Below are 18,086 nucleotides of genomic sequence, written 5' to 3'. Positions count from 1 at the left end.
GCGCAAACAGGAACCTGTTAGCCCTAAAGCTCCGATTATATGCGTGTTAGCGATAACATGACCGGTTTACTTTTTACCCTGTGATGCTATGAGGCGTGCAACTGATTTCAGCCACAGGGACGGGCCTCATGAGCACCATCATCGACATTCACGCACGCGAAATTCTGGATAGCCGGGGTAACCCGACGGTCGAAGTGGACGTGATCCTGGAAGACGGCACCATGGGTCGCGCCGCCGTGCCTTCGGGTGCCTCGACCGGTGCCTACGAAGCGGTGGAAAAGCGTGACGGCGACAAAAGCCGCTACATGGGCAAGGGCGTGCTGGAAGCCGTCGCCGCCGTGAACGGTGAGATCGCCGAAGAACTGGTGGGCTTTGACGCGACCGAGCAGGTTGCAATCGACCAGGCGATGATCGAACTGGACGGGACCGAGAACAAGGGCCGTCTGGGCGCAAACGCCATTCTGGGTGTCTCGCTGGCGGCTGCGAAGGCGGCTGCAGATTTCACTACGCAGCCTTTGTACCGTTATGTCGGCGGCACCTCGGCCCGCGTTCTGCCGGTGCCGATGATGAACATCATCAACGGTGGTGAGCATGCTGACAACCCGATCGACATTCAAGAATTCATGATCATGCCGACCTCGGCCGCGAACATCCGCGAGGCGGTCCGCATGGGGTCCGAGGTCTTCCACACTCTGAAAAAGGAACTCTCGGCGGCTGGTTTGGCCACCGGAGTCGGTGACGAGGGCGGCTTTGCCCCGAACATCGCCTCGACCCGCGAGGCGCTGGATTTCATCCTGAAGTCCATTGAAAAGGCAGGCTACAAGCCAGGCGAGGAAATCCATCTGGCGCTCGATTGTGCCGCAACTGAATACTATAAGGACGGCAAATACCTTCTGTCCGGTGAGGGCAAGACCCTGACCTCTGACGAAAACGCGGCCTATCTGGCGGCGCTGGTCAACGACTACCCGATCATCTCGATCGAAGACGGCATGTCCGAGGATGACTGGGACGGTTGGCGCGCGCTGACTGATATGCTGGGTGACCGGGTGCAGCTGGTGGGTGACGACCTGTTCGTGACCAACCCTGAACGTCTGGCTCAGGGGATCGAAAACGGCTGTGCGAACTCGATGCTGGTCAAGGTGAACCAGATTGGTTCGCTGACCGAAACCCTGCGTGCCGTGGATATGGCGCACCGGGCGCGCTATACCAACGTCATGTCGCACCGCTCGGGCGAGACCGAGGACGCCACGATCGCCGATCTGGCAGTGGCCACCAACTGCGGTCAGATCAAGACCGGCTCGCTGGCGCGGTCGGACCGGTTGGCCAAGTACAACCAACTGATCCGCATCGAGGAATCGCTGGGCGAGGTCGCGGAATATGCCGGGGCTTCGATCCTGAAGCGCTGATCCGGCAAAAATAGTCCTGCCCGACACCGGGCAGGACCTGTCAGGATGAAGGCCAGATCATGGTAGAAGCGCTAATCTTTGACGTGTTCGGCACCTGCGTTGACTGGCGCAGTTCCATCGCGCGCGAAGTGGCGGCGGTCTTGCCGGATCTGAACGCCCTGGAATTTGCCGATGCGTGGCGGGCAGAGTACGACCCATCGATGGCCGCCATCCGCGAAGGGGGTAGGGGCTATGTGCCGCTGGACGATCTTCACCGCGAAAACCTTGAGGTCGTCGCCACCCGCTTTGGTGTGACTGTCCCAAATCCCACCGATTTAACAGCAGCATGGGAACGCTTGGATCCTTGGCCGGACGTGGTGCCGGGGCTGCAGGCGCTGAAATGCAAGCGGATTATAGCGCCATGTTCCAACGGCTCGATCGCGTTGATGACGCGGCTTGCTAAGTTTGGAGGGCTGCCTTGGGACTGCATTCTTGGTGCCGAAATTGCCAAGGACTATAAACCCAAGCCACAAGTTTACCTGGCCAGTTGTGCCGCGTTACGTCTTAACCCCGATCAGGTCATGATGGTTGCGGCACACAATGACGATCTTTATGCGGCCCGGCAGGCTGGGTTGAAAACCGCGTTTGTTGCTCGTCCGACCGAGTATGGGCCGTCTCAATCCCACGATCTGAAGGCAGAGGGCAACTGGGCTATTGTGGCAGAAGATTTTACAGAATTGGCCAAGAAACTCGGTTAACGCGGGTCGCGCAAAAAAAATCCGAAAAAATTTCTTCTGTAACTGCCAGAAAAGACGGCTCTTTTTCAAAACACGGAGTTCGGGCAAGCATAATTTCCATTATGTGTGAACTTTTTCCTATTTGTGTCAATTTGAGCTGTCGTATTCTAGCTGCATTACAGAAAGGAGCATACCATGTCTGGTTCGAAATTCCTTCTCGTAGCTTCAGTGATCAGCACTGTATTTTTGGCGGCCTGTTCAGGGCCGGGCACTTACCCAATCACCGGTGATCCGGTGTCTGCGAGTGATCCTGTTCATGATATGGACATGCCAACCTACGTCTTCCGTGGGGAATCCCGCTAATAACTGAGCCGACCATGTGTCGGCTCCGATGGGGGCGGCCGAAAGTCAGAGCTTTCTGCTCATCAATACGTAACGATCACGTGGTCTGAAGCCTGTGCGTAAATATAACTTTTGCGTGGCTTCGTTGGCGCGGTCGACCTCAAGATGCAGGGCGGTCAGGCCAGCGCCAGCAAGGGCTTTGGGCAAGTCCAATAGAACCTCAGTCGCGATGCCGCGGCCCCGGACGGCGGGGCGGATGTAAATCTCGTCTACGAAACCATCCATACCGCCAAATTCGACCGACCATCCGAAGGTCAAAACGATATAGCCCAACGGTGCGCGGCCCGGCCCGATAAGATAGATGCAACCGTGGGGGATGCCTTCTAGCAAGGGGGCCAGGGCGTTGCGTGTCTGATCGATGTCCTGTTCGATGCCTGCTTCGGCGTGAAAGGCGGTGACCAGCCCCATCAGACGATCCAGGTCTTCGGGGCGGGCAAGTTTCAGTGCGGCGCTCATAGGCGGGCCAGCCTTTCTGTTAGCAGGTCAAAGAATCCGTCAGCATCGATTTCACCCATGAACATTGCGTTGGGCGCGTGGTCCGTGACGCGCCACCAGTCGGCGACGGTCATGCCCATGGTCAGTTCCGACTGAGTTTCGATCTGGACGTTGATGTGACGGCCCGAGAACAGCTCGGGCCGGATCAGGTAGGCGGTCACGCAGGGGTCATGCAACGGCGCACCCTCGGACCCGTATTTTTCCTTGTCGAACCGTTCGAAGAAATCCGTCATCTCGGCGACGGCATGGCCGACTTTCGAATCCAGCGCGCGGAAGGCGTCGTTGCGGTGTTTGGTGACCAGTGCGTCATGTGTCACATCTAGCGGCATCACCACGACGTGAATTCCGGATTTAAACACAATTTCAGCGGCTTCAGGATCAACGTAAATGTTGAATTCTGCCGCCGGGGTGATGTTGCCAACCTCGAAATACGCCCCGCCCATCAGGACGATTTCCTGAACCCGTTCGATGATGTCGGGGGCTTTCTGAAAAGCCGTGGCGAGATTGGTCAGCGGTCCCAAAGGGCACAGCGTCACGGTTCCGGGTTCATTCGCGCGCAGGGTGTCGATGATGAAATCAACCGCGTGGCCCTCAGCCAAGGGCGTTTCCGGGTCCGGCAGGACAGGACCATCCAGCCCAGTTTTGCCGTGCACATGTTCCGCCGTGACCAGAGGGCGGTTTAGTGGGCGATCGCACCCGGCATAGACCGGTACGTCTGTGCGTCCAGCCAGTTCACAGACGATCCGTGCGTTCTTGGCAGTCAACTCTAACGGCACGTTCCCGGCAACGGCGGTGATCCCCAGAACATCAATCTCTTCCGGGCTGGCCAGCGCGAGCAGAATGGCGACGGCGTCGTCCTGTCCGGGGTCGGTGTCGATGATGATTTTGCGGGGTGCCATGCTCTGCCTCCGGGGTCTTGAAGCGCGGACACTCGCAAGTGTCACCGCGCTTGTCCAGCGGTTTCAGGCCCCGGTCGCGGCGTCCACAGGCGGGAGTTTGCCGTTGGCGCGATGTTCCTCGGTTTTAACCTCGTCCCATAGCGCGTCCATCTCGGCCAAGTCACTTTGAGACGGGGTTTTTCCACGGGCGGAAAGCCGCGCCTCGACCTGTTCGAACCGGCGGGTGAACTTGGCGTTGGTGCGGCGCAGGGCGGCCTCGGGTTCGATGCCCAGATGGCGGCCCAGATTGACCATCACGAACAGCAGATCGCCGAATTCATCCTCCAGCGCGTCGGCGTCCATGCTGTTGCGCGCCTCTTCCAATTCGGCGGCTTCTTCGGTGATCTTGGCCAGCACGTGGCTGGCGTCGGGCCAGTCGAAGCCCACACGGGCGGCACGCTTCTGTAGCTTGTGGGCGCGGAGCAGGGCGGGCAGGTTCGCCGCCACACCGTCCAACGCGCCTTTTTGTTCTTTGCCAGCACGTTCGGCGGCTTTGATGGCCTCCCAATCCACCGTCTGCTGATCGGCCGACTTGTCCCGAGATTCGTCACCAAAAACATGCGGATGACGGTCGACCATCTTGTCCGACATGGTGCGCACCACGTCCTGAAAGGTGAAATGCCCGGCTTCCTCGGCCATCTGTGCGTGAAAGACGGATTGGAACAGCAGGTCGCCTAGCTCGCCCTTCAACTCATCATACGCTTCACGCTCAATGGCGTCGGCGACCTCATAGGCCTCTTCGATCGTATAGGGGGCGATGGTGGCGAAATCCTGTTCGATATCCCACGGGCAGCCGGTTTTCGGGTCGCGCAGGCGGCGCATGATTTCCAGCAAACGCTCGATACCCGCATCGCTGTCGTGGATCAGAGGATTTTCGGCCATTGCGAACCCTTTCGTTCCGGTGTCAGATGCATCCATTCCGCAGTCAGGATCAGGAGTCCACCCCAGATGCCCGTCGTCAACCGAATTGCCGATTTCTCTTCCGATATGGCCGCATGGCGCCAGCACCTGCACTCGATCCCCGAACTGGAGTTCGAATGCCATGAGACTGCCGCCTTTGTCGCCGAGCGTCTGCGAGAATTTGGCGTGGACGAACTGCATGAAGGCATCGCCAAAACCGGAATCGTCGCCATTATCAACGGGCAGGGCGACGGGCCTACGATTGGTCTGCGCGCTGACATGGATGCGCTGCCGATCCCAGAGGAGACGGGAGTCGAGTATGCCTCGAAAACTCCAGGAAAGATGCACGCCTGCGGCCATGACGGACATACCTCGATGCTGCTGGGGGCCGCGCGTTATCTGGCCGAAACGCGGAATTTTTCAGGCCGCGTGGCGTTGATCTTTCAACCGGCCGAGGAGGCTGGCGGTGGGGCCGGTGTGATGGTCGAAGAAGGGATCATGGACCGGTTCGACATCTATCAGGTCTATGCACTGCATAATGCGCCCAACGTCCCGGTGGGGGATTTTCACACGACGCCCGGGGCGATCATGGCGGCGGTGGACACGTTCCATGTGTATATTCAGGGCGTTGGCGGCCATGGCGCCATGCCGCACGAAGCCCGTGACCCAGTGATGGCGGCCTGCGGGATTGCGCAGGCGCTGCAGACCATTGTCAGCCGCAATCACCATGCGCTGGACGATCTGGTGGTTTCAGTCACGCAAATCCACACGGGCACGGTAGACAATGTGATCCCGGATACCGCCTATATCAACGGCACGGTACGCACTTTTGATCCGGCCGTGCAAAAGATGGTGATGGAGCGGATGGAGCAGATCGTACAGGGGCAGGCGGCCTCGTACGGGGTTGAGGCGCGGCTTGACTACATAGTGCATTATCCTGCTACGATCAATAGCCCCGAAAAAACGAATTTCGCGGCAGATATCGCGCGGGAAATCTCGGGGTCTGACAGGGTCGTCGATGACGTTCCGCGAAACATGGGGGCCGAGGATTTCGCCTATATGTTGAACGCCCGCCCGGGGGCCTATCTGTTCCTGGGGCAGGGCGAAGGGGCCGGGTGGCACCATCCGAAATACAACTTCAACGACGAGATCGCGCCGGTGGGGGCCTCATTCTTTGCGCGGATCGTGGAAAAGGCGCAGCCGCTGGGCTGACGGGGGAAAATCATGGCACTGGAAGACGCAAAAAATCAGGTGGATGAGGCATTCACCAACCCGGACCTCAAAGGGCTGTCGTTCGAGAACACCTTTGGAGGTGCCACCTCGTTCCTGCGGCGGCTTTATACCAAAGACCTGAAGGGCGTGGATATTGCCGTGACCGGTGTGCCGTTTGATCAGGCGGTAACCAACCGCCCCGGTACCCGGCTGGGACCCCGCGCCATCCGTGAGGCCAGCGCGCTGCAATCGCCCGACGCGCCCTATGGCTGGCCGTTCGATGCACTCAGCGAGTTGGCCATCGTGGACTATGGCGACGTGGCCTATGACTATGCCAATATCCCGGCCTTTCCCGACACCTTGACCGATCATGTCCGCACCATTCTGGCGGCTGACGTAGCCTCGGTCTCGCTGGGCGGCGATCACTATATCAGCTTTCCGATCCTGAAAGCCTATGCCGAGAAATATGGCCCCATGTCCTTGCTGCAATTCGATGCGCATACGGACACCTGGGCCGATGACGACATGACTCGCGTGGATCACGGGACCATGTTCTACAAGGCGGTGAAGTCGGGGATCGTGGACCCGAAACGCTCGGTTCAGGTGGGCATCCGCACCACCAATGAGGACACTTTGGGCGTCAACATCATCGACGCGCGCGAGGTCTACGAGTCCGGTCCCGCCGTCGTGGCACAAAAGATCAAAGGCATTCTGGGTGACAGCCCGGTTTACTTGAGCTTTGACATCGATGGTCTGGACCCGGCCTTTGCCCCGGGCACCGGCACACCCGTTTGGGGAGGCCTTACGTCGATTCAGGCGCAGATCATCCTGCGCGATATTGCCGGGATCAATATCAAGGGTGGCGACGTGGTTGAAGTTTCTCCGCCCTACGATACATCCGGCGCGACGGCGATTGCCGGGGCCCATGTGGCAACGCAGATTATTTGCCTGTTGGGGTGGAACAAACTGGTGCCTTAACCATTGGTTAGCCATCTTTCCGATATCACGTTAACCAAAAGGCCGGACGGGAGACATACGGGCATGACAGAGTTTAACCAACCCATCAGCGGCAATGATCTGGCGCGGTTTTCCGGGCCGAACACGTTCATGCGCCTGCCGCAGGCGGATACGTTGGCCGGGCTGGACGTGGCCGTGTTGGGTATTCCGATGGACATCGGCACTTCGTGGCGGTCGGGTACGCGGTTCGGGCCAAAGCAGATCCGCAGTGAAAGCGCGATGATCCGGCCCTATAACATGGCCAATTCCGCGGCCCCGTTCGACAGTCTGCAGATCGCGGATATCGGCGATCTGGCGATCAATACCTTCTCGCTGGCTGATAGTCTGACGATCATCAAAGAAAGCTATGACGCAATTTTGGCGCAAGGCGTGATACCGGTTGCCATGGGCGGCGATCACTCGATCACCCTGCCGATTCTGCGGGCGATTGCGGCCAAACGGGGGCCGGTCGCATTGGTCCATGTGGATGCCCATGCGGACGTGAATGATGAGATGTTCGGTGAAAAGGAAACCCACGGCACTGTCTTCCGCCGTGCCTACGAAGAGGGGCTGATCGTTCCCGACAAGACCTTCCAGATTGGTATTCGCGGTTCGGGCTATGCCGCGTCAGATTTCACCGAGGCCAAAGGTTGGGGCTTCCGTCAATTTCCGGCGTGGGAGCTGTGGCAGCAGAACTTAACCGAGATCGGCGCACAAATCCGAAAGACCGTCGGGGACCACCCGACCTATATCTCTTATGACATAGACAGCCTCGATCCTTCCTTCGCGCCCGGCACCGGAACGCCCGAGATCGGAGGCCTTACCACACCGCAAGCGCTGCAACTGATCCACGCGCTGGCTGGGATGAATGTGGTGGGTTGCGATTTGGTCGAGGTTTCTCCGCCCTATGACCCCACAGGGAACACAGCGTTGACGGCGGCAAATCTGTTGTTCGAGCTTTTGTGCATATTGCCCGGGGTGACGTCACGGTAAGCAGTTCGGCACCTTGCCGAGTACTTTGTTCCGAATATTGTCTGCAATCAGAATGGGTTCGGGATGAAAAGAATGTTGTTTTGGTTGATTGTTGGGGCCGTGGTGGTGCTGGGCGCCTATATCCGTTTGGCGCCGTCCGACCCGGGCATATGGCATGCGGCACCTTTGGGTGAAACGAACCACGATAGTCAGGGCAGTGTCACTCGCGTGGTGGAAACCGGGCCGGATGGTCTTGCGCGGCTAGACGCTGTCGCCAGAGCTACACCCCGAACCTCGGTTTTGGCCGGCTCAGTGGAAGAAGGTATGGTCACCTACATCAGCCGCACCAAAATGATCGGCTTTCCCGACTACACTACCGTTCAGCAGGACGGAGACACCTTGCGCATCCACGCTCGCCTGCGCTTTGGGCGTTCAGATTTTGGGGTAAACCGAAACCGGGTTGATGGGTGGCTCGATGCTTTGCAACCTTGACGACAAACACCCTTCTTGCACCTCGCGCCACATCGGTACGTTCAGCGACATCTGGCACTGCGCCGTGAACATGCGGCCATCGACCTGAAGGCAGATCATCTCACCCAGTTCCACGCGCGTGCCGGATTTGTCGGTGCAATAACAGTCCTGAACCTTGCCTCCGGGGCCGATCACATCGGCCATGGCAGGCGCCGCGCACAGTAGGAAAACAAGCACCAAACGTCTCATGCGCGTCAGCTTAGCACAGCGACGGCCCTTGACCAAAGCCTCGGATTGATAGACACCGCGCGGATGATCCCCGAAGAACGCCTTGAGCAGATAACCCAGCGATTCCAGTACCTCGAAGCCGCTATGGCAGATGGCGCCTCGGGCGGCGACATTGCGGCTTTGGCCAAGGAGTATTCGGACCTCAAGCCGGTGGTCGATCAGATCTTGGCGTGGCGACAGCTTGTCGCCGATCTGGCCGAGGCCGAGGTAATGCTGGCCGACCCCGACATGAAAGAGCTGGCAGAGGAGGAAATCCCCGACCTTCAGGCCCGTATTCCACAGGCCGAGCATGCACTGCAATTGGCGTTGTTGCCCCGGGATAAAGCCGACGAACGGCCTGCAATGCTGGAAATCCGGCCCGGCACTGGCGGGGACGAGGCCGCGCTGTTCGCAGGGGATCTGCTGCGGATGTACCAGCGCTATGCCGAAGGGCGCGGCTGGCAGTTCGAGATTATCGAGGAACAGGCCTCGGATTTAGGCGGGATCAAAGAAGTCGTTGCCCATATCAAGGGTGACAATGTCTTTGCCCGGATGAAATACGAATCCGGTGTGCATCGGGTGCAGCGCGTACCGGAAACCGAAAGCGGGGGGCGTATCCATACTTCGGCGGCCACTGTGGCGGTTCTGCCCGAAGCCGAGGATGTGGATATCCAGATCGACGCCAACGACATTCGCATCGACACCATGCGCAGCTCGGGTGCAGGTGGGCAGCACGTGAACACTACGGATTCGGCGGTTCGGATCACGCACCTGCCAACAGGATTGGTGGTTACGAGTTCCGAGAAATCCCAGCACCGCAACCGTGAGATTGCGATGCAGGTTCTGAAAACGCGCCTTTACGATCTGGAACGCCAGCGGATCGACAGCGAACGCTCTGCTGACCGCGCCAGTCAGGTGGGTTCGGGCGACCGGTCCGAGCGGATCAGGACCTATAATTTCCCGCAGGGCCGCATGACCGATCACCGTATCAATCTGACGCTGTATAAGTTGGATCAGGTAATGCAGGGCGATCTGGACGAGGTGATCGATGCGCTGACCGCCGACGATCAGGCGCGCTTGCTGGCGGAGATGGCACAATGATCGCAGCGTTGACAGCGGCGCAGGCGATGGTCGCCGCCACCGCACGTCTGCGGGCCGCAGGGGTAGCCGATCCGGCGCGGGATGCACGGGTGTTGCTGGCTCACGCTGCTCGAATCGAAGCCAGCCGGGTCACGCTGATCGCGCCCGAGGAACTGTCGCCCGAAATTGCCGAACGCTATGACCAGTTGATCTCGTTGCGTGCGATTCGGGTGCCGGTCTCGCATTTGTTGGGCGAGCGTGAATTCTACGGTCGTCAATTCCGTGTCAGCCGAGATGTGTTGGACCCACGGCCCGAAACCGAAACGCTGATCGAGGCGGCGTTAAGTGAACCCTTCGATCATGTGCTGGATTTGGGCACCGGCTCAGGCTGCATCCTGATCACACTGTTGGCCGAGCGTACTAGTGCCTCGGGCGTGGGCGCGGATCTGAGCGAATCCGCCTGCCTGCAGGCCAGTGCCAACGCGGTGCAGCATCAGGTGCAGGAGCGGGTTGAGATTCTGCGCTCGGACTGGTTTGAGAACATTGAGGGCGAATTCGACCTGATTGTTTCAAATCCGCCATATATTTCTCTGTCCGAAATGGAAGAGTTGTCCCCCGAAGTGCGCGAGCATGAGCCGCGCATGGCCCTGACGGATGAGGGCGACGGGCTTGGCGCGTATCGCCATATCGCGGCTTCGGCACCGGATTTCCTGATGCCGGGGGGACGGATTTTGGTCGAAATCGGCCCGACACAGGGTCAAAGCGTCGCATCCCTGTTCCAGGCTGCGGGTCTGGTCGAAACGCGGGTCATTCACGATCTGGATGGCCGTGATCGCGTTGTCCTTGCAAAAATGCCGTAGTTGGACCTGTGGGTGAGGCCAAAAAACGCCGATCAATGTAAAAAAGCTGCGAATTTTTTGACAAACCTCTTGTCTGCGCGCGCTGGACATGCTTACTCAGAGATAGTCGGAGAGGTTGACGCTGTTTCAGCGGGCCCCTGACGCCAAGCCCAAAAAAGTCGACATCGCGTGACGGCTAAAGCCATTGAGCAGTGCAGGACGCGACTACATCGGCACCGAATGACAAGGCTGACGTAAAGTAAGATGAGATCTTCCAAATCCCGCTCGCGGGCCAAGAATAACCGCAATCGTCCTTCTGGCGGCAACGTTGTTAACCGGGTTTTTGACAGCTCGGGTCCCGAAGGTAAGGTGCGCGGTACGCCCCAGCAGATCATTGACAAATACAATCAGTTGGCGCGCGATGCCCAGCTTTCCAACGACCGCGTGGCAGCCGAAAACTTTCAGCAGCACGCCGAGCATTACCTGCGCCTTCTGAGCGAAGCGCAGCGCGAGATGGAAGCACGCCGCGAAGAGCAAGAGCGCCAGAACCGCGAACGCCAAGCCGAACGGGACCGCGAACGCGCCGAGCGTCAGGAACGCGAGGCCGCGCGCCAGGCAGACCCGGCCGAGGCTCCGCAGCCCGACGTGATGGATTTCGGCACGCCTGAGGCCGCACCGGAAAGCGGTTTGGTCGAGACGCCGGAAAGCAAAGGGTCCGAGCCCGCTCCGGCGCCGGAGAAAAAGGAAAAGCCTGCACGTAAGCCGCGGGCACGTAAACCCAAGGCAGCACCTGCCGAGGATGCCCCCAAGACCGATGGGGATGCGCCAGAAGCGGCCGAATAAGCGCTGGTAGAGAATTTGCAAAAGCCCCGGAGTTTCCGGGGCTATTTTGCTGTCAGCCTTTTTTGATTTCGCGGGCCAGCGCGCAAAACGCCTCGAGCGGCACTTGCTCGGCCCGTTCCGTGGGCTGGATGCCAGCCGCAAGCAGACGATCTTCAATATCGGGAGCAACGCCTTTCAACGAAGCGCGTAGCATCTTGCGGCGCTGGTTGAAGGCAGCCGCCACGACGCGCGAGAGGGTTGCCGCCTCGGCCGGAAAGCGTGGCTCGGGCAGGGCGGTCAGGTGGACCACCGCGCTGGACACCTTGGGCGGCGGGGTAAAGGCTCCGGGGGGCAGGGACATTGCGATACGGGCTTCAGCCCGCCATTGGGCGAGGATGGCAAGCCGACCATAGGCCTTGCTGCCGGGTTGGGCGACGATACGCTCGGCCACTTCGCGCTGGAACATCAGGGTGAGGCTCTGCCAGAATGGCGGCCATTCGGGTGGCGTCAGCCAGCGAACCAGCAATTCGGTGCCCACGTTATAGGGTAGGTTGGCCGCAATACGGATCGGAGGTGTCAGATGCGCCAGCGGATCGATTTCCAGCGCGTCGCCGTTTATCACCTCAAGCCTGCCGGGGTAAGCGGCGGCGATGTCGCTCAGGGCGGCTATACAGCGGGTGTCTTTTTCCACCGCCACGACCTTGCGGGCGCCTTCGGACAGCAGACCACGGGTCAAACCTCCGGGGCCGGGGCCGATTTCCAGAACGTCGCAGTCAGTCAGATCTCCGGCCTGGCGCGCGATCTTGGCGGTCAGGTTCAGATCCAGCAGGAAGTTCTGGCCCAGCGATTTGCGGGCCGAGAGTTGGTGTGTCGCGATGACCTCGCGCAGAGGGGGAAGATTGTCGATTGCGCTCATGATCTGGTTACCAAGGCGCGGGGTTAGGGGGATGCGCCAGTGATTTTTTGCCTCCGGCGGGGATATTTGGGGCCAGGTGAAGGTTCAAGAGCTTTGTGCCATGCGTTGGGCCAGTTTCAGGGCCTCAATCAGGCTTGTAGGGGTGGCGACTCCTTTTCCAGCGATATCCAGCGCCGTGCCGTGGTCGGGTGAGGTGCGAATGAAGGGCAGGCCCAGCGTCACGTTTACACCGCGGTCGAAATCCAGCGTCTTGATCGGGATCAGCGCCTGATCGTGATACATCGCAATCGCCGCGTCATAGCGCGCGCGGGCGGCGGCGTGGAACATTGTGTCCGCCGGGTGCGGACCGGTGACTGTGAAACTGTCAGTGGGCAGGTCTTCGATCAGCGGGGCGATCCAGTCCAGTTCTTCCCGGCCCATCTTGCCGCCTTCGCCCGCATGAGGGTTCAGGCCTGCGATGTCGATGCGAGGATGTACGATGCCGAACTGATTGTTCAAACCCTCGGCAGTGATGGCGATGGTCTCGCGCAGCAAATCCGGGGTCAAGGCGGAGGGCACCTGCGACAGGGGGATGTGGATGGTTGCGGGCACCACGCGCAATTGATCGGAGGCCAGCATCATCACCACCCGTTTGCAATCCGCAAGAGCGGCCAGAAACTCGGTATGGCCGGGATAGGCGAACCCAGCCCCGTCGATCAGGGCTTTTTTGTGGATCGGCGCGGTGCACAGCGCTGATGCGACACCGGATTGCACCAGCGACACACCTTGTTCAATGGCGTCGATGACATAAGGCGCGTTGGCCGGGTCCGGCTGGCCCGGAACGTTGGGGGCCGGGAAATTCATGTGCAGAACCGGCAGGGCGGTGGCGCAGGCTTTAGCGGCCTCGGATGGGTGCGTGATACGCGCAACCGAAGTGTCGGGCGGCAGATGGCCTGCGTCACCGATATAGAAGAACGGACAGGTGTCGCGCAGGTTCGACCACGCCTTGGCTGCGATTTCCGGGCCTATACCGGCCGGGTCTCCGCAGCTGAGCGCAATCGGTGCCGTCATTGTTCGACGATGGTCGCTTCGGCGCGCAACTGTGCCAGAAGACTATCCGCAAAAGCCTCAAGCCGTTGTTGGGTAAGCGCGTTGGCGACATCTGTACGGCTTGTCTCTTCACCCAGATCGCGGGTGCGAGTGCACAGCATCAGGAACAACAGTGTCTGACCGTTGTTTCGGGTCAGCGCCGTAGACACCTCGTTGAGGTCCAACTTGGCAAGTTCCAGCGCGACGTCGCGGGGGATCTCGCTCGGGCTGGCCTGAATCCGTTGCAGCACTTCGGCTGGTTGATCTTGGGCGATGCCGTAAAGGTCGTCGCAGGTGTCGATCTCTTCCTTCAATCGGGCCGCTTTGGCCAGAGTATCGGCGCTGCGTCCGCCGGGCATGTTGTAGATCGCGTAGTCGATTTCGGAGTAGCTGGTGGTCCCGGTTGCGACCTCGCGCAGACCGCGCATCTGGAACAGAGCGATGGCGTTGGGCAGAGACAGTGGTTGGGTGATATCCCCGTTTTTAAGTCCAATGATGACCGGTTGCAGGGCCGGTGGCAGGCTGGAGAGATTCAGCCAGTCCAGGCGCCCGCCATTGTCGCGGGTGGTGGCCGCTGAGTATTGCGTCGCTGCCGCTGAAAAAGAATCAAAGCCTTCCAACTGAGAAATTTCTTCTGCCAGAAGTTCGGCTTGTGCCACGGTTTGCTGGTTCACAGGGATGATGATTTCAGACAAGAGTACCTGAAGACCGCCGCCGTCGGTTTGTCCCAGCGCACGGTTAATTTCATCATCGCTTGGGCGGGCCTGCGACAGGAAACGCGAACTGACGTAATCCCGCCACGTGATCTGGTCGGCGACAAAATCCCGAACGGTTTCGCGATCAACGCCTTGATCGGCCAGCAACTGCAGGAACTCGTCGGACGACAATTGCCCACGCGCGGCAAATTGGTCGATACCGCCCTGTATGTCTTCGGGAGCGGCCTGAATCCCGGCATCGCGCATCACTTGTCGACGCAGCCGCTCGTCTATCAGAGCCTTGCGCACTTCGTCTTCAGAAGCGCCAGGCGCGCCTAGAGCGGTGAGAAATTGTTGCCGCTGGCTCAATTCGTACCAGGTGATGATATCCTGGTTGACCTTGATAGCCGGTGAAAACAGGCTTTGGGCATCGACCTGAGGTGATGTGATCGACAACATTGCCCCGACAATCACGGGGGCGACCGGCTTTAGCCAACCGGAGCGAAGGAAACTGGTGAAACCTGAAATCAACTGCATCTTCTCTTGAACTGTTGGCCGCCACCGTCAACGGAGTATCCCGTCAGGGCTACGGTAAAGCCGAATTCTGTCGTAGGCTCAATACTGGATGACACAGTAAAGCGCCTGCTGACGTTCATGTTAACCTGCACACATTCATTCCGATACGTGACCCCCAGTCCATAGCGGATCGGTTCGGATTCTTTAAGGTCATAGCGCGCCGAGGCCGTTGTGTTCCAGTTCTGATTTACACGGTAACGTCCAGTCAACCTGACTTCGGAAATCTCTTCATCCAGGTTTTCGGCCGGGTCTTGCTCTTGCCAGATGTAACTGCCAGTCACGCCTACTATCTCTTGCAGCCAGGCGGCGCGGAGTTCCGCCTTGGTAAAGCTGAAATTCCCGTTTAGCAGGCCGCGCCCTGCCAACGACCAGCCGTTGGCGGTTTGAATCTGACCAGCCAACAGCAGATCCGAGGACGTACCCTGCAGGCCAGACGTCAGGTTGAAATTGGGATTCGCTTTTGTACGAAAAACCTGGCCGACCGTGGCCAGGGCTCGCCAATTGTTGGCAGCATAGCGAGACCAATTGACACCGATGACACCTGTCACACCATCTTCGCGCTGATCCGGCGCCGGAAATCGTGACAGGGCCAGCAAGTTACCCTGATCAAACTCCTGAAAGGTGCTTTCGTCGTTTGGCACATCATCATCGGTCACATGGGTCCAGCCAATCTGGGCAATCGGCTCGAGTACCTGAGTCGCTCCGGTCTGTTCTCGCCGTTGCATCGGATAGCGCAGTGTCAGAGCCGCACGCGGGGTGGCCCGCGTCACATTCTGGGGAAACTCGCTGTCGTGGCGAATGTTGAATGCGTCGACTGAGGTGCCCACACGGGCCTCAGCCCGCAGACCGGACGCAAGTGTCCAGTTACGCATCCATACCGCATCAAACGTTGCGCGCGCGATGTCGCGGCCTACAATGTCCTCGTTGCTGGTGCGTTCATGCGCATGAGTGATGAAACTGAGCCGTACTTCGCCTCCCAAGGAAGTTGGGAATAAGCGTTTCTGATAGTACAGGTCGAATACCCGTGACGGGATTTCATCCTGATCTTCACTGTCGCGCAGTGTTTTGTAGTGGATTAAGCTGGTGCGGAACGCGGTGTCGCGTTTGATCCTTTCAAGGGCCACCTCGCTGCGCAGACGGTCAAGATCTGGCAGGCCGTAATCGGCCAGGTAGGCGTCGTCGGATGTGGTTCTGATGTTGAACGTAAAACGAAATCCGTCATTCAGGTTAAACCAGCCATTGGCAAACAGATATCCCCGATCTTCGTTCGGTTGCAGGTCGTCGCGGGTTAACGCGCCGGTGAGCTGGATGCGACCATTCTTGAATGCCTGCCGATAGCGCAATCCCAAGGTTTTGGTCTTGGGTGAGATATAAGGTGTTAGCGTTAGGTCCTTATGATCGCCCAACTTTATGAAATAGGGTGTCCTGACACCGGTTCCCAGTTGCGACGTGGTCCGAATCGACGGCACAAGAAATCCGGTGGCGCGCTCCAGTGTCGGGTCTGGTAACCTCAGATAAGGAAAGTAGAAGACAGGCACGTCCAGAACCCGCAGTTGCGCTCCCTCAAAGTAGAGCTGGCGTTCCACCTGATCATGGGTGACTTTTCGGGCGCGAATTTGCCAGATCGGGGGTTTCCCGTTGGCGCAGACATGGCACGACGTAGCCGAGACTTTGCTGAATTGGGTGTACCTGCCCCCTGCACGAGTGGCCTGAACCGAGGCGATCTGCACCTGTTGGTCGAAGACCATCCGGGCACCGATCAGAAGCCCGTTCTGAATGGTATCGTCCAACTCGGCCGAATCCGCAAGCAGCGTCGTCTCGCCGCCCTGATCGATACGGATTGGGCCGTCCAACGTTAGCATGCCAGTCTCGCGATCATAGGTGACGCGATCGGCGGTTATTTTGACGTCGCCCTGATAGGCTTCGACATTGCCTTCTGCGACCAGCACGCGGTCGGGCGTGATGAAAATCTCGTCCGCCACCAGTAATGCGGGCTGGTCTTGTTGTTGAGCATTCTGCGCGGGATCGGACTCGGGCTGGGTCTGGGCCAAAGCACCGGTCGGCAGGGTCAGGGCAACGGCGCCTGACAGCAGAAGGCGGGATAACATCCGCATCAGCCGTCCTCCGCATGAAGCAGTAAGCCGAGGGACAATAGAATGGCTGCAAAGGGCGGCGCCCAAGCCGCGACGATGATAGGCAATTGACCGTTTTCCCCAAGTATCTGGGCAAAATTGCGAACGAAATAAATGGCAAAACCCAGCAAAACGGCCGACAGAACTGCGATGCCGGTGCCGCCAAAGCGAACGTGGCGCATTGTGAATGCGGCGCCGATCATCACCATCGACATCAAAAACAACGGCCTTGCAAGCTGAACTTGCAGCCAGACTTCATACTGTTTTGTTGAAAATCCGGCCTCACGGAGGTCTCGGATCAGTTGGGGCAGATCATACACCGAAACCGAATCCTGCTTGCCCAAGGTGTCGAGAATACGTTGCCGCGTCAGGGTGGTCGGAACCTCGACCTGCGGGAACACCTCGGCCGTGGACTCGGGGTTTAGGTCATCGTCCAGCGACCAGATCTTTGCGTTCGACAAAATCCAGGACCCGTTGGACAACTGGGCCATTTCAGCGATGATCTGCTGCGTCGGTTTTCCGTCAGACGAAAACGTGATGATTGTCACGCCCGTTAGCTCCAGAGTTTCGGCATTCGTAGTTCCACGCGCGTGGATGACCGATTGTCCATTCGCCGATCCTTGCCGCAACCACAGCCCCTCGCTGGTGATCGACAGAGCGGAATCACCATTATTCCTGTAAGTATCAGAAAGGCGCTGGAATTCCTCGGACGTAGCGGCGCTGATTGGGTTCAGAAGAGCCACGGCAAGGGCGCCAATCACCAGGGCCAGCGTCACAGGCGCCAAGAGCGCGCGGATGCCTGAGCGTCCAATGGCACGGGTCACCACCAGCTCGGAACTGCGCGCCATCCCGACAAACAGAGCGATGGTGGATAGGATCACCAGCAGTGGAAGCATTTCGCTGATCGCCGCCGGTGTATTCAGCAAGGTCAGGTGGAGCAGGGTGCCGAAGGACAGGTTTTCCGAGTCGAACCGGCGGGCCTGTTCGACCAGATCAATGAGAATCAGCAGTGTCAGAAATATGCCGCCGATGACCAGAAAGCTTTGAATGAACCGGCGGGCGAAATAACGGTCGAGGATCACGAATGTGCCTCCGCCCAGACGGCATCCTTGGGGAAATGGGCGAACATCGGGCCGAATTCACCGTCGCCTGCGCGGATGCGCACCGGCTTATGCCTGCCCTG

18 protein-coding genes are annotated in these 18,086 nt (G+C 59.1%); 9 read left to right on the top strand and 9 right to left on the bottom strand.

The window, feature by feature from the left end; translation table 11 throughout:
* Positions 1 to 128 precede the first annotated feature (128 nt).
* Both eno and ACR0ER_RS10135 read left to right on the top strand, forming a co-directional pair.
* On the top strand, positions 129 to 1,406 hold the full coding sequence (eno, locus tag ACR0ER_RS10140; protein ID WP_480768816.1) for a phosphopyruvate hydratase: 1,278 nt from the start codon (positions 129 to 131) through the stop codon (positions 1,404 to 1,406).
* A 59-nt stretch (positions 1,407 to 1,465) separates the two neighbouring features.
* Positions 1,466 to 2,143, top strand: a complete 678-nt coding sequence (locus ACR0ER_RS10135) for a haloacid dehalogenase type II (protein ID WP_480768815.1) — start codon at positions 1,466 to 1,468, stop codon at positions 2,141 to 2,143.
* Between the two features lie 387 nt (positions 2,144 to 2,530).
* Here ACR0ER_RS10135 and ACR0ER_RS10130 read toward each other — a convergent pair whose 3' ends face one another.
* The 3 genes from ACR0ER_RS10130 to mazG form a co-directional block, all read right to left on the bottom strand.
* Positions 2,531 to 2,980: a GNAT family N-acetyltransferase gene (locus tag ACR0ER_RS10130; RefSeq protein WP_170329004.1), complete on the bottom strand. Its 450-nt coding sequence runs from the start codon at positions 2,978 to 2,980 to the stop codon at positions 2,531 to 2,533.
* On the bottom strand, positions 2,977 to 3,918 hold the full coding sequence (locus ACR0ER_RS10125) for a nucleoside hydrolase (RefSeq protein WP_480768814.1): 942 nt from the start codon (positions 3,916 to 3,918) through the stop codon (positions 2,977 to 2,979). Before ACR0ER_RS10125 ends, ACR0ER_RS10130 begins: the two co-directional genes overlap by 4 nt.
* Before the next feature lie 63 nt (positions 3,919 to 3,981).
* Positions 3,982 to 4,839, bottom strand: a complete 858-nt coding sequence (gene mazG / locus ACR0ER_RS10120) for a nucleoside triphosphate pyrophosphohydrolase (protein WP_480768892.1) — start codon at positions 4,837 to 4,839, stop codon at positions 3,982 to 3,984.
* Positions 4,840 to 4,905: 66 nt separating this feature from the next.
* On the opposite strand from mazG, the gene ACR0ER_RS10115 reads away from it, so the two are divergent.
* From ACR0ER_RS10115 to ACR0ER_RS10100, 4 genes are all read left to right on the top strand, one after another.
* A complete protein-coding gene (locus ACR0ER_RS10115) occupies positions 4,906 to 6,069 on the top strand; it encodes a M20 aminoacylase family protein (RefSeq protein WP_480768813.1) in 1,164 nt (387 codons plus the stop codon).
* 12 nt (positions 6,070 to 6,081) lie between these two features.
* Positions 6,082 to 7,047: an agmatinase gene (gene speB, locus ACR0ER_RS10110; protein ID WP_480768812.1), complete on the top strand. Its 966-nt coding sequence runs from the start codon at positions 6,082 to 6,084 to the stop codon at positions 7,045 to 7,047.
* A gap of 63 nt (positions 7,048 to 7,110) precedes the next feature.
* Entirely contained in the window at positions 7,111 to 8,058 is a 948-nt protein-coding gene (gene speB / locus ACR0ER_RS10105) for an agmatinase (protein WP_480768811.1), read from the top strand.
* 72 nt (positions 8,059 to 8,130) lie between these two features.
* A complete protein-coding gene (locus ACR0ER_RS10100) occupies positions 8,131 to 8,529 on the top strand; it encodes a DUF1499 domain-containing protein (RefSeq protein WP_480768810.1) in 399 nt (132 codons plus the stop codon).
* On the opposite strand, the gene ACR0ER_RS10095 is transcribed toward ACR0ER_RS10100, so the two are convergent.
* Positions 8,470 to 8,757, bottom strand: a complete 288-nt coding sequence (locus ACR0ER_RS10095) for a hypothetical protein (protein WP_480768809.1) — start codon at positions 8,755 to 8,757, stop codon at positions 8,470 to 8,472. The two genes, ACR0ER_RS10100 and ACR0ER_RS10095, sit on opposite strands and share 60 nt — an antisense overlap.
* Before the next feature lie 63 nt (positions 8,758 to 8,820).
* Here ACR0ER_RS10095 and prfA point away from each other — a divergent pair, with 63 nt between their 5' ends.
* The 3 genes from prfA (at position 8,821) to ACR0ER_RS10080 (ending at position 11,537) form a co-directional block, all read left to right on the top strand.
* Entirely contained in the window at positions 8,821 to 9,876 is a 1,056-nt protein-coding gene (gene prfA / locus ACR0ER_RS10090; protein ID WP_480768891.1) for a peptide chain release factor 1, read from the top strand.
* Positions 9,873 to 10,715 carry a peptide chain release factor N(5)-glutamine methyltransferase gene (gene prmC / locus ACR0ER_RS10085; protein ID WP_480768808.1) on the top strand — a complete coding sequence of 281 codons (843 nt, stop codon included), beginning with the start codon at positions 9,873 to 9,875 and terminating at the stop codon, positions 10,713 to 10,715. The genes prfA and prmC overlap by 4 nt, the downstream gene beginning before the upstream one ends.
* Before the next feature lie 243 nt (positions 10,716 to 10,958).
* Complete coding sequence (locus ACR0ER_RS10080; RefSeq protein WP_170328984.1) at positions 10,959 to 11,537, top strand: DUF4167 domain-containing protein; 579 nt, start codon at positions 10,959 to 10,961, stop codon at positions 11,535 to 11,537.
* Between the two features lie 52 nt (positions 11,538 to 11,589).
* Here the strand turns inward: ACR0ER_RS10080 and rsmA are convergent, their stop codons facing one another.
* From rsmA to lptG, 5 genes are all read right to left on the bottom strand, one after another.
* A complete protein-coding gene (rsmA, locus tag ACR0ER_RS10075) occupies positions 11,590 to 12,432 on the bottom strand; it encodes a 16S rRNA (adenine(1518)-N(6)/adenine(1519)-N(6))-dimethyltransferase RsmA (protein WP_480768807.1) in 843 nt (280 codons plus the stop codon).
* Positions 12,433 to 12,516: 84 nt separating this feature from the next.
* Positions 12,517 to 13,482 carry a 4-hydroxythreonine-4-phosphate dehydrogenase PdxA gene (gene pdxA, locus ACR0ER_RS10070; protein ID WP_480768806.1) on the bottom strand — a complete coding sequence of 322 codons (966 nt, stop codon included), beginning with the start codon at positions 13,480 to 13,482 and terminating at the stop codon, positions 12,517 to 12,519.
* A complete protein-coding gene (locus tag ACR0ER_RS10065; RefSeq protein WP_480768805.1) occupies positions 13,479 to 14,732 on the bottom strand; it encodes a peptidylprolyl isomerase in 1,254 nt (417 codons plus the stop codon). Before ACR0ER_RS10065 ends, pdxA begins: the two co-directional genes overlap by 4 nt.
* A complete protein-coding gene (locus tag ACR0ER_RS10060) occupies positions 14,723 to 16,885 on the bottom strand; it encodes an LPS-assembly protein LptD (protein ID WP_480768804.1) in 2,163 nt (720 codons plus the stop codon). Before ACR0ER_RS10060 ends, ACR0ER_RS10065 begins: the two co-directional genes overlap by 10 nt.
* A complete protein-coding gene (gene lptG / locus ACR0ER_RS10055; RefSeq protein WP_480768803.1) occupies positions 16,885 to 17,985 on the bottom strand; it encodes an LPS export ABC transporter permease LptG in 1,101 nt (366 codons plus the stop codon). The genes ACR0ER_RS10060 and lptG overlap by 1 nt, the downstream gene beginning before the upstream one ends.
* Positions 17,986 to 18,086: the final 101 nt, after the last annotated feature.

This window comes from Ruegeria sp. CH8, from assembly GCF_056536985.1.
The sequence above is the reverse complement of the archived record's forward strand: the minus strand, read 5'-3'. Positions and strand labels throughout refer to the sequence as shown.

Coding starts and splice junctions, on each gene's coding strand:
- eno (WP_480768816.1), top strand. CDS start 129: ATGAGCACCATCATCGACATTCACGCACGCGAAATTCTGGATAGCCGG.
- ACR0ER_RS10135 (WP_480768815.1), top strand. CDS start 1,466: ATGGTAGAAGCGCTAATCTTTGACGTGTTCGGCACCTGCGTTGACTGG.
- ACR0ER_RS10130 (WP_170329004.1), bottom strand. CDS start 2,980: ATGAGCGCCGCACTGAAACTTGCCCGCCCCGAAGACCTGGATCGTCTG.
- ACR0ER_RS10125 (WP_480768814.1), bottom strand. CDS start 3,918: ATGGCACCCCGCAAAATCATCATCGACACCGACCCCGGACAGGACGAC.
- mazG (WP_480768892.1), bottom strand. CDS start 4,839: ATGGCCGAAAATCCTCTGATCCACGACAGCGATGCGGGTATCGAGCGT.
- ACR0ER_RS10115 (WP_480768813.1), top strand. CDS start 4,906: ATGCCCGTCGTCAACCGAATTGCCGATTTCTCTTCCGATATGGCCGCA.
- speB (WP_480768812.1), top strand. CDS start 6,082: ATGGCACTGGAAGACGCAAAAAATCAGGTGGATGAGGCATTCACCAAC.
- speB (WP_480768811.1), top strand. CDS start 7,111: ATGACAGAGTTTAACCAACCCATCAGCGGCAATGATCTGGCGCGGTTT.
- ACR0ER_RS10100 (WP_480768810.1), top strand. CDS start 8,131: ATGTTGTTTTGGTTGATTGTTGGGGCCGTGGTGGTGCTGGGCGCCTAT.
- ACR0ER_RS10095 (WP_480768809.1), bottom strand. CDS start 8,757: ATGAGACGTTTGGTGCTTGTTTTCCTACTGTGCGCGGCGCCTGCCATG.
- prfA (WP_480768891.1), top strand. CDS start 8,821: ATGATCCCCGAAGAACGCCTTGAGCAGATAACCCAGCGATTCCAGTAC.
- prmC (WP_480768808.1), top strand. CDS start 9,873: ATGATCGCAGCGTTGACAGCGGCGCAGGCGATGGTCGCCGCCACCGCA.
- ACR0ER_RS10080 (WP_170328984.1), top strand. CDS start 10,959: ATGAGATCTTCCAAATCCCGCTCGCGGGCCAAGAATAACCGCAATCGT.
- rsmA (WP_480768807.1), bottom strand. CDS start 12,432: ATGAGCGCAATCGACAATCTTCCCCCTCTGCGCGAGGTCATCGCGACA.
- pdxA (WP_480768806.1), bottom strand. CDS start 13,482: ATGACGGCACCGATTGCGCTCAGCTGCGGAGACCCGGCCGGTATAGGC.
- ACR0ER_RS10065 (WP_480768805.1), bottom strand. CDS start 14,732: ATGCAGTTGATTTCAGGTTTCACCAGTTTCCTTCGCTCCGGTTGGCTA.
- ACR0ER_RS10060 (WP_480768804.1), bottom strand. CDS start 16,885: ATGCGGATGTTATCCCGCCTTCTGCTGTCAGGCGCCGTTGCCCTGACC.